Annotated in this window: 11 protein-coding genes and 1 pseudogene; 4 read left to right on the top strand and 8 right to left on the bottom strand. The window is 68.8% G+C overall.

Features of this window, described 5'->3' with window-relative positions; genetic code table 11:
• Nucleotides 1–125 precede the first annotated feature (125 nt).
• A complete protein-coding gene (locus ACLP25_RS27765) occupies nucleotides 126–962 on the top strand; it encodes a class I SAM-dependent methyltransferase (protein WP_442472327.1) in 837 nt (278 codons plus the stop codon).
• Between the two features lie 48 nt (nucleotides 963–1010).
• Here ACLP25_RS27765 and ACLP25_RS27760 read toward each other — a convergent pair whose 3' ends face one another.
• The 5 genes from ACLP25_RS27760 to ACLP25_RS27740 form a co-directional block, all read right to left on the bottom strand.
• Nucleotides 1011–1277, bottom strand: coding sequence for a hypothetical protein (locus ACLP25_RS27760; RefSeq protein WP_442472326.1), 267 nt, complete (start codon nucleotides 1275–1277; stop codon nucleotides 1011–1013).
• 223 nt (nucleotides 1278–1500) lie between these two features.
• Nucleotides 1501–2244 (bottom strand): arginyltransferase, encoded by a 744-nt coding sequence (locus tag ACLP25_RS27755; protein ID WP_442472325.1) that lies wholly within the window; start codon nucleotides 2242–2244, stop codon nucleotides 1501–1503.
• 76 nt (nucleotides 2245–2320) lie between these two features.
• Nucleotides 2321–2767 carry an RDD family protein gene (locus tag ACLP25_RS27750; RefSeq protein ID WP_442472324.1) on the bottom strand — a complete coding sequence of 149 codons (447 nt, stop codon included), beginning with the start codon at nucleotides 2765–2767 and terminating at the stop codon, nucleotides 2321–2323.
• 67 nt (nucleotides 2768–2834) lie between these two features.
• The gene (locus ACLP25_RS27745; RefSeq protein ID WP_442472323.1) at nucleotides 2835–4178 is read right to left on the bottom strand and encodes a branched-chain amino acid ABC transporter permease; all 1344 of its coding nucleotides are present in this window, start codon (nucleotides 4176–4178) and stop codon (nucleotides 2835–2837) included.
• A complete protein-coding gene (locus ACLP25_RS27740; protein ID WP_442472322.1) occupies nucleotides 4175–4822 on the bottom strand; it encodes a CGNR zinc finger domain-containing protein in 648 nt (215 codons plus the stop codon). The genes ACLP25_RS27745 and ACLP25_RS27740 overlap by 4 nt, the downstream gene beginning before the upstream one ends.
• 73 nt (nucleotides 4823–4895) lie before the next feature.
• On the opposite strand from ACLP25_RS27740, the pseudogene ACLP25_RS27735 reads away from it, so the two are divergent.
• A pseudogene (locus ACLP25_RS27735) lies at nucleotides 4896–6010 on the top strand (branched-chain amino acid ABC transporter substrate-binding protein).
• Nucleotides 6011–6127: 117 nt separating this feature from the next.
• Entirely contained in the window at nucleotides 6128–7108 is a 981-nt protein-coding gene (locus ACLP25_RS27730; RefSeq protein WP_442472321.1) for an NAD-dependent epimerase/dehydratase family protein, read from the top strand.
• 25 nt (nucleotides 7109–7133) lie between these two features.
• Here the strand turns inward: ACLP25_RS27730 and ACLP25_RS27725 are convergent, their stop codons facing one another.
• From ACLP25_RS27725 to ACLP25_RS27715, 3 genes are all read right to left on the bottom strand, one after another.
• Nucleotides 7134–7568, bottom strand: coding sequence for a hypothetical protein (locus ACLP25_RS27725; protein ID WP_442472320.1), 435 nt, complete (start codon nucleotides 7566–7568; stop codon nucleotides 7134–7136).
• A 201-nt stretch (nucleotides 7569–7769) separates the two neighbouring features.
• On the bottom strand, nucleotides 7770–9002 hold the full coding sequence (locus ACLP25_RS27720; RefSeq protein WP_442472328.1) for an RNA polymerase sigma factor: 1233 nt from the start codon (nucleotides 9000–9002) through the stop codon (nucleotides 7770–7772).
• A 23-nt stretch (nucleotides 9003–9025) separates the two neighbouring features.
• Entirely contained in the window at nucleotides 9026–9373 is a 348-nt protein-coding gene (locus tag ACLP25_RS27715; protein ID WP_442472319.1) for a YciI family protein, read from the bottom strand.
• Nucleotides 9374–9760: 387 nt separating this feature from the next.
• On the opposite strand from ACLP25_RS27715, the gene ACLP25_RS27710 reads away from it, so the two are divergent.
• On the top strand, nucleotides 9761–10006 hold a 246-nt coding region (locus ACLP25_RS27710; protein WP_442472318.1), incomplete at its 3' end, for a hypothetical protein.

Genomic DNA, 10006 nt, shown 5'->3' with positions numbered 1-10006 from the left:
AGGTGGCTTGCCGGAAGGGAGTTCGATAAGTGCTCGATGATCGCTCACCGCGTCGTTTCGTTGAATCCCGCAATGTAACGGACCTGGTCGGCCGCGAAAAAAGAGGCTCTGAGGGAAGCGTGACCATGCGCACGACCTCCCAGGAGGAAATCCAATACGATTATGACTCCGGCAACGACTTCTACGAGCTGTGGCTCGATTCGCGGATGATCTATTCCGCGGCGCTGTTCACTTCGGACGCGCAATCGCTCGAAGAGGCGCAGGTCGAGAAACTGCGCTTTCACGCCGACGCCGCTGGAGCGGGCCCAGGCGCGCGGATCCTCGATGTCGGATGCGGCTGGGGCGCGCTGCTGCGCTATCTGGTCGATGAAAGGGACGTCGGCGAGGCGGTCGGCCTGACGCTGAGCCTCGCTCAAAAGCAGCGATTCGAGGAAGGGCCGGCGCACTCGCGGGCGCGGATGGTCATCTCGAACTGGCAGCACTACCACGATCCGCAGCCGTTCGACGGGATCGTCTCGATCGGCGCGTTCGAGCATTTCGGCCGCTGCGACCATTCGCCCGAGGAGCGGCTTGCCGTCTACGCCCAGTTCTTCGATTTCTGCCGGCGCCGGTTGCCTCGGGGCGGCAAACTGTCGCTGCAGACCATCGCCTACGGCCGCATCCGCCAGCTCACGCCGTTCCTGCGCGAAAAGATCTGGCGGGAGAGCGAGTTGCCGACGGCGGACGAGGTTCTGCTGGCGGCGTCGCGCTGGTTCGAGCCCGAGCAGTTGCTGAACCATCGCCAGCACTACGCCCGCACCCTGCGCAAATGGGAGCGGCGCCTGCTCGCGGCCCGAGCGCCGGCCGAGGCCCTGGTCGGCCCGGAGAAGGTCGCCGACTACCTGCGCTATCTCGACGAGGCCGCATTGGGGTTCGAGAACGGCGCCATCCAGCTTCTCCGGATCGCCTTCCGCCGTCACTGAGGGCGAGGCCAGCGACAGCGCGACGCCGGGCGCGGGGCCTCGCCGCGGTCACGTGAAAGGCCACTCCGGGCCGCTCGACGCCGAAAGCGCCTTGCTGAACGAGGCGACGGGCGACATGAAACCCGCGCGCCGGCGGGTCTTGCGCCTGATCGCGTTGGCGACCTCGCTCCAGTCGTGAGCCATCTCCTCGCTGCTCGCCTCCTGGGCCCGCCGGCAGGCCGTGGAATAGGCCTCCGAGCCCTGGGTGACCATCAGCGCGTTCGCCTCGAAGTCGACGCCGAGCCGGACGCCGCGGGGACGCTGAGCCTGCAACATGTTCGTTCCCTTTCCTCGTGATTGGCCGTTGCCATGAACCGTTGCATGCTCCTCCCGCCGCCGCCCACGCTGTGACGTCGCGCACAGCGCGAACGGAGGCGACCGACGTGGACGGCCCAGAAAGTGAGATAAGATAAAGTGGGAGAGGGGCGTCCCCTTCCCCCTCACGGGGAAGGTGGCCGCGAAAGCGGCCGGACGAGGGTCTGCTGCGCGATTGGGAAACCTACCGCTCCACCCGCGTCCAGCCGTGCAGGCCGAGGCGCTCCTGCGGCAGGTAGGCGGCCTTGTAGCCCATCTTCTTCGACCCCTCGACCCAATAGCCGAGATAGACGTGCGGCAGGCCGAGCGCGCGGGCCTTGGCGATATGGTCGAGGATGACGAAGGCGCCGAGCGACCGGCGCGCGTGGTGGGGTGCGTAGAAGGAATAGACGAGCGACAGCCCGTCGGCGAGGCGGTCGGTCAGGCAGACGGCGTAGAGCGCGCCGCCCCCGATCGTGTCTTCCGGCGTGCGGCGCAGCCGATACTCGGCAAGCTGCGTGTCGATATGCGTGTCCTCGACCATCATGGCGAAGTCGAGCGACGACATGTCCGCCATCCCGCCCTCCGGGTGGCGCGCGTCGAGATAGGCGCGGAACAGCGCGAAATGCTCGTTGTTCGGCTTCGGGGCGATGAAGTTTCCGATGAGATCGGCATTGGCTCGCATCGCCCGGCGCTGGCTGTCGTTCGGGCGGAAGTCCTCGACCAGCACGCGCACCGAGACGCAGGCGCGGCAGCTTTCGCAGGCCGGACGATAGGCGATCGTCTGGGAGCGGCGGAAGCCCGTCTGGGTCAAGAGGTCGTTCAGAGACGCGGCCCGCTTGCCCACCAGATGGGTAAAGATCTTGCGCTCCTGCTGACCGGGCAGGTACGGGCACGGCGAGGGCGCTGTCAGATAGAACTGCGGGGCGTCGCGCACTTCCCTGGTCACGCTTTGCCCACTCCCTTTGTCATCCGTTTCGAGTGCGCCGCTCCCTAACGCGAACGCAAGCCGGCGGCTGCGCGCGTCACAGCCGCCGCACGATCACGACCCCGGCGATGATGTCGTGAAGGCACCGTTTCTCCGAGTCGACGAGCGACACCAGAAAAACCGGGGGAAAGCACCAGCTCACGTAGAACAGAACCGCGTGCACCGCAGCGTTGACGAACGGGACGCGCCGGCCGCTGTCGTGCAGGCGCATCTCGAGGTCCATGACGCGCATGCCCGGCGTCGCCATTTTGGCGCCCGACACCGTGAGGCCGTTGTAGAAGAACGCGACGATCGGCCACAGCGGCGGCAGGAACAACAGCGCCAACCCGAGCGTCAAAACGATCGAGGTGGTCCAGAAAAGCGCGACGAGGACGCTGACGATCACGAAGTCGAGGCAGACGGCGATGATCCGCCGTGTGCGGACACCGGCGAGGGCGTCACTGCGCACGGATTGCGGCGGCGTCGCTGCGACGAATTGAGACATGGAAAACCTCCGGGCCGAAGCGGCCCTCTGAGCGTGCGGGAAGGATGTGGGACAGGCGGCGGTCAAGTCAAGATCGGCTTTGTCGCAGTCCTTCGACGACAGGGTCGCGCGAGCCCAGGAGTCCGGAGGGCCTGAGCGCGATAAAGACGATCAGCAAGGCATAAACGGCGAGGTCGCGGTCGTCGATCGGAAAGACCGCCGACCACCCGGCCTCCGCGGCGCCGATGACAAGGCCGCCGAGAAAAGCGCCGGGCAGGGAGCCAATTCCTCCGACGACGGCCGCGGCGAGCGCTTTCAGGGTCAAGGTCGCCGACAGCGCGTAGCCGACCGCCCCGTAGGAGGCGGTCATGATCGCCCCGGCGAGTCCGGCCAGCGCTCCCGACAAGGCGAAGGCGCGCGCGGTCGTCGCCGAGGGGCTGACTCCGAGCAATTCCGCGCCGAGCGGGTCGTCGGCGTAGGCCCGCCACTCGCGGCCGGCGCGCGTCCAGCGGAAAACGACGACGAGGGCGAGGGCGACGCCGAGCGCGACGCCGCTCGCGACAAAAGTCATCGGCGTGGCGGCGGCGACGAAGTCGCCCGAGCGCGCGAGCGCAAACGGCTGGTTGAGCACAGGCGTCATCCAGCTGGCGCGATCGCCCTGGGCGACTCGCAAAAGCTCCTGCAGGAAGATCGCGAGCCCGACGGTCGCGACCAGCGTCTGCTGACCGCGCGCCCGCCTCAACGGGATGAAGACGCAGCGCGCCGTGGCGAAGCCCCAGCCGAGCGCCACCGCGGCGGCCATGACGAAAGCTGCAGCGAGCAGGGGCGCGGGCGGCAGGCCGGCGAGCGCCAGCGCCGTCATCGCGGCGCCATAGCCGCCCGCCGCCGCAAGCTCCCCGAAAGCGAAATTGATCCGGCCGATAAGGCCGTAGATCAGCGAGTAGGCGGCGGCGAGCAGGGCGTAGATGGCGGCGAGCGGCAGGCCGTCGAGCGCCATCTGCAGGGCGTAGGCCGCGCGCCTCGACAGGACCGGGGCCCGCGTCAGATCCCCGAGCGGGGCCGGGTCGGCGGCCCGTCCTTCCGGCGTCGCCAGCCAGTAGCGGACGAGGGCGAAAAGCCGCGCCTCGCCGAGCGCTTCGCCGTCGAGCGTCAGCCCGATGAGATCGCGCGATTCCCGCGGCCGTCCCGGCTCGCGGAACCGGCAGGCGGCGAGATGGCGTTCGGGCACCGGGCCGGACGGCCGGGCGGAAAACGCGACCGCGAGTCCGCGGCCGTCCGGGTCCGGGGTCTCGGCGAGAATGTCGATCGCGGCGCCGTCGGCCATGAGCGCCGGCAGCGCCATGCGGCAGAGGCGCGCCTGGTCGGTCTCGACTTGCGGCGAGCAGCCCGCGAGCAGGAGCGCAAAGAGGACGACCGCGAGCGCCCGGATCATTCGCCCCGCCTTCGCGCCGCGAGCCGCTTCTGCTTGGCGCGATTGCCGCAGACCTCCATCTCGCACCATCGGCGTCCGTTGTTCTTGGTCGTATCGAGGAAAAGCCAGCCGCAGGCGTGGCCGCCGCACTGCTTGATGCGGCTGAAGTCGCCCTCGGTGAACACTTTGACGGCGGCGAGACCGATTGGGCCAAGGGCGGCCTCGACGGGCGAAGCGTGGACGCTCCAAGCCCATCTGCAGGCGCTGGCGTCCGCGATCATCGTCGCGTGCGACAGGCACCGCGCGTGCAGGGCTGAGAGCTTGGCCAGCGCGGCCTCGGGCGGGTCGCCGCCGGCGGCGATCGCCGATCCGACAGCCTGGATCGCCGCGCGCAGCGCGCGCGCGACGACGAGAAGCTCCTCCGCACGACCGGGGTCGGCCGAGAGTTCGGCGCGCAGGCTCGCGACGTCGTCCAGCGACAGCGTCCCGGCGTGCTCGATCCAGGCGGCAACGTTATCCGCCTCCCGCACGTGGTTCTGGTGCTGATCCGTTCCGCGTCCCGACTCGGTGTTGGCGAAGTCGAAGGCGATTGATCCGCCGACCAGCGGCAGCGAGCCGGCGCGAGACGGGGGCAGTTCGGAACCGGGATGAGTGCTAACTGTCATTCTGCACTTTACAAGTTAGGGCGGCGTGCTAGCCTCGGCAAGCTAACCAGTAAAAACACTATAGGAGGTTAAAATGCGGGTCGGCTCCCTGGTTCCCCTGTCGCTCGCCGTGTCGATGGCCTTCGTCGGCGCGGGTCACGCCCAAATCAAGATTGGCGTCGCCGGTCCGATCACCGGCGCAAACGCCGCCTTCGGGGCCCAGTTGACGCAGGGCGTCGAGCAGGCCGTCGATGACATCAACACGGCCGGCGGCATTCTCGGCCAGAAGCTCGTCGTCGAGCCGGGCGACGACGTCTCCGATCCGAAACAGGGCGTGTCGGTCGCCAACAAGTTCGTCGGCGACGGCGTCAAGTTCGTCATCGGCCACTTCAATTCGGGCGTGACCATCCCGGCCTCCGACGTCTATTCGGAGAACGACATTCTGTTCATCACGCCGTCGGCGACCAACCCCAAGGTGACCGACCGCAAGCTCTGGGACGCGTTCCGCACTTGCGGCCGCGACGACCAGCAGGGACTGGTGTGGGCCGAGCTCGCCCGCGACAAGCTCAAGGGCAAGACAATCGCCATCATTCACGACAAGACGCCCTACGGGAAGGGGCTCGCCGACGCCGCGCGCGACGACATGCACAAGTTCGGCGTCAACGAGGTCCTGTACGAAGGCGTGAACACCGGCGAGAAGGACTATTCCGCGATCGTCTCCAAGATCAAGCAAGCCGGGGCCGACTATCTGATGTGGGGCGGCCTCCATACCGAGGGCGGCCTCATCCTGCGCCAGATGCGCGACCAGGGCCTGAACACGGTCATGATCTCCGGCGATGGCATCACCGACTGGGAGTTCGCCGCAATCGGTGCCCCGGCGTCGAAGGCACGCTGATGACCTTCGGACCCGAGCCGCGCAAGAACCCCAACGCCCAGGAGGCGGTCGCGGCCTTCAAGGCCAAAGGCTTCGACCCGCAGGGCTATACGCTCTATTCCTACGCCGGCGTCCAGATCATCAAGCAGGCGGCGGAGAAGGCCAATTCGCTCGATCCCAAGAGGGTCGCGGACGTCATGCATTCCGGCACGCCCTTCCATACCGTGATCGGCGACATCGCCTTCGACAAGAAGGGCGACCGCACGACGGTCGACTACGTCTGGTACGTCTGGAAGAAGGAGCCCGACAGCAAGATCGGTTTCGAGCAGCTTTAGGACAAGGGCGGCACGCTCGGCGCGCTCCGTGGCTTTCTGGAACAGCCTTTCCGGCCGGTAGGGGCGTGGTAGACACCGGGGCGCGGCGATGCGAGCCGCGCTCAGGAATGCGCGCCCATGACCGTTCTCGTCACCGGAAGCTCAGGGCACCTCGGCGAGGCGCTGATGCGCACGCTGCGAGCGGACCGGCGCGATGCGATCGGCCTCGACGTCCTGCCGTCGCCGTTCACCGACGTCGTCGGGTCGATCGCGGATCGCGGCCTCGTCAAACGCGCGATGAACGGCGTCCGAGCTGTCCTGCACACGGCGACTCTGCACAAGCCGCATGTCGGCACGCATGGGCGCGACGCCTTTGTCGAGACCAACGTGCTGGGCGCCCTGATCCTGCTCGAGGAGGCCGCGCGCGTCGGGGTCGAAAGCTTCGTCATGACCTCGACCACTAGCGCCTTCGGCGACGCGCTAAGACCCCCGCCGGGCGAGCCCGCCGCCTGGATCGACGAAGAGGTCGCGCCGGTTCCCAAGAACATCTATGGCGTCACCAAGACCGCGGCCGAGGACCTCTGCCGGCTCTTCTGGCGCAACGAGCGGTTGCCCTGCATCGTCTTGAGAACCTCGCGGTTCTTTCCCGAGCCCGACGACGATCCGCAGGCGCGGGCGGCGTTCACCTCAGACAACCTGAAAGTGAACGAGTTTCTCTACCGACGCGTGGCGATCGAGGACGTCGTCGACGCCCATCTCGTCGCCGCCGAACGCGCGCCCGCGATCGGCTTCGGCCTCTATGTGATCAGCGCGACGACGCCGTTCCAGCGCGAGGACGCGGCGCGGCTGCGCGACGACGCGGCCAGCGTCGCACGCGAGCGGGTTCCCGGTTGGCAGGACGAATACGCCCGGCGCGGCTGGCGGATGGCGGCCTCGATTGACCGCGTCTACGACAACGCGCTGGCGAGGCGCGAACTCGGCTGGCGGCCGAAGTGGGATGTCGAGGCGGTCGTCGCGCGCCTCAGGGAGACCGGCGACATCCGCGGGCCGCTGGCGAAGGCCATCGGCGAGAAGGGGTATCACGCCGAGCCTTTCGAGGGACGGCCTTATCCCGCGTAGGATGGCGGCGCGGAACTCGGCCTTATCAGCTTGCTTTCGCCCGCAGCGCCGCGTCCGCCGTTTGCCATTGAGCGGCGCGGGCGCGCACCGCCGTGACGAACCACTGCGGCGCGCGGTGCGCCTCGGCGAGCACATTGACCAGCGCCGCCAGCGCCTCGATCGACTGACAGGAGTCGGCTCGCTCGATCAGCCACTGCGCCTCTTCGTCGGTGACGAACCCGATCGGCCGGGACTGCCAGACGACATGGTCGGTGATCAGCTCGACAAACAGCTCCGTCCAGTCCGGCGCGTTGTTCATGCCTGCGCGGGCGACCGCGAACAGTTCCTCGGCGGCCTCCCGGGTGACCTCGCCTTCGGCGAAGACTTCCCGCCTCAGCCATGCGACGTCCTGTGCGGTGACTCTACGGCCGAGGATCATCGCGCTGACGATCGACCGGCTCTTCTCGACTGCGAGACCCATAACGCTATCCTTCATTCTGACGCCCGACCCGCCGGCTCTCATCCGCCGGCTCCCTTTGTCGATGACAGTCTGAGCGCTGATGTCTTCCGAGAAATGAATCCTGACGCAGCGGAAAAGGTTCCCTTCGGGCACGGTTAAGGCCCGGCAAAGCCGTATGGTTTCGCGAAAATGAAGCCGGCGGGGCTTCAGCCAGGCGGGGCTTCAGCCCACAGCCGCGAGCCGTTCGATAAGAAAAGCCCGCGCCGCCGGGTCGGTCTCCAAGCCGATCGCAACGGTGTAAGCCTGCCGCGCGGCGTCGCGCTCGCCAATCCTCGCGTTCAGGTCCGCCTTCGCCACCCAGTAAGGCTCGAACGCGTCGAGCCGGCCCTCGCCGCCGGCCGCCTCCAGGAGCGCGAGCCCCTCCGCTGGATCCCGCGTGTGGGCGACGGCGGCCGCCCGGTTGATCGCGACGACCGGGGAGCCGGTCAGGACATAGAGGGCGTCGTAAAGAGCGGCGATCGCCTCCCAGTCGGTCGCCCCGACGAGCCGGCGCGCGGCGTGTGCGGACTGGACGGCCGCTTCGAGCTGGAAACGCCCGGCCGATTGCGCCGCGCTCGCCTGTTGCAGAAGGCGCTCCGCCTCGTCGATCGCGGCTGCGTCCCAGAGCGCCGCATCCTGTTCGCTCAGCGAAACGTAGCGCCCGAGCGCGTCGCGCCGGGCGGCGCGGCGGGCGTGGGCGAAGAGCATCAGGGCGAGGAGGCCTTTGGCCTCGGGCTCGTCCGGCGCGAGTGCGGCGACCATGCGGCCGAGCCAAATGGTCTCCTCGGCAAGATCGCGCCCGCGCGGGTCGTCCGAGAAGGCTTCGTCCCAGCCGTGGGAGAAAGCGGCGTAGATCGCCTCGAAGACCGCCGCCAGACGCTCGGGCAAATCCTCGCGCTCGGGCATGCGGAACGGCACGCCGGCGAGTCGGATTTTCGCCTTGGCGCGCGCGAGCCGCTGGCCCATCGCCGCGGGCGACGCGATCGCCGCCGCGTCGAGGCCGAGGATCGTCTGCAGCAGGAGGGGCGCGATCGCCTCATCGATCGCCGGATGGGCGCAGGCGAACATGAGCGCGAGACGGCGGTCGGGGATCGTCTCCCGCTCCGCCGTTTCGAGCTCTTCGGCGATTAGCGCCAGCGTGGCTTCGGACGCCTGCGCGCTTTGGCGCCGGCGGGCGGCGTCGACAAGCTTTCGTCGCGCGGCGATGACGAGCCAGCCCTCCGGGTTCGCCGGGACGCCCTGTGGCGGCCACACAGCGAGGGCGGCGGCGAAGGCGTCGGCGAGGGCGTCCTCCGCCCCCGCCAAGTCCCGCTCGCGCGCGGCGAGGAAGGCGACGAGCTTGCCATTGCTCTCGCGCGCCGCGCGCTCGGCGGCCGCCAGCGCCGACCTGGTCCGATCGGGCGCGACCGGCTTCATCGTGGCCTCGGCGCGGGCGTGGGTCACATCGGCCAGATCGGCCGGACCTCGATCGCGCCGGTCGCGGCGCCCGGGCAGCGCGCCGCCCAGGCGATCGCGGAGTCGAGATCAGCCGCCTCGATCAGATAATAGCCGCCGAGCTGTTCCTTGATCTCGGCGTAGGGTCCGTTCAGCACGTGGGGCTTGCCATCTTTCACGCGGACGACGGTCGCCGTCGCGCTCGGGTGCAAGCGCTCGCCGCCGACATAGGCGCCGGCCTCCTTCATCGCCGCCGTATAGGCGCCATAGGCCGCCGTCATCTGTCCCAAGGTTTCCTTGGGCGCCGCCTGCATCGCCTTCTCGTCCGTGTGGATCATCAGCAAATAGCGCATTGTTCGTCTCCATGCGGGCGCGGCTCTTAGACGCGCTCGAGACAAAGACGCGCGGCCCCCCGGCGTTTCGACAGCAGCAGGCGAAAAAGCGAGCGTTGCGCCCTCAGGTTCGCAAATATCTGTCTGGCCAGTCGATCGTGCGAGTCCACGGCTCCGTCGCCGCCGCTTCGTCGTAGCGCGGGATCTTGTCGTTAGCGAAGCCGTGACCCATCAGGCCGTCACGACCAGCGCACGGTCGTTTTGATCGCCGTCGCGCTGGTCGAGGTCGTAAGAAGCCGACAAACGCAGGGCCGGAGCTATTTTCCGCCGTGGCCGCTGCCATGACCGGATCCGCCGCCTCCGCCTGCCCCGGAAGCGGACGACGAGGCCGACCCGGACGCCGAGCCGTTGCCGCTGGTCGAGGCCGACGCGCTCGAGGACGACGACGCCGATGCGCTGCCTCCGCCGCCGCCTGCACCGCCGCCGCCGCCACCGCTGCCGGACCCGCCGCCGCGGCCCACCCCTGCGCCGCCGCCGGACCCGCCGCCGCTCGCAGAAGCCGTGCCGCCGCCCGTCGCCGAGCCGCCGCCCGAACTGGATGCCGAACCGCCCGCCGAGGCGGAACTGGTTCCGCTTCCGCCGCCTCCTCCTCCG

This window comes from Roseiarcus sp. (genome assembly GCF_052145395.1).
In the GTDB taxonomy this organism is placed as follows: domain Bacteria; phylum Pseudomonadota; class Alphaproteobacteria; order Rhizobiales; family Beijerinckiaceae; genus Roseiarcus.
Note: the sequence above shows the minus strand (reverse complement) of the source record. Positions and strands in the feature narration are given on the sequence as shown.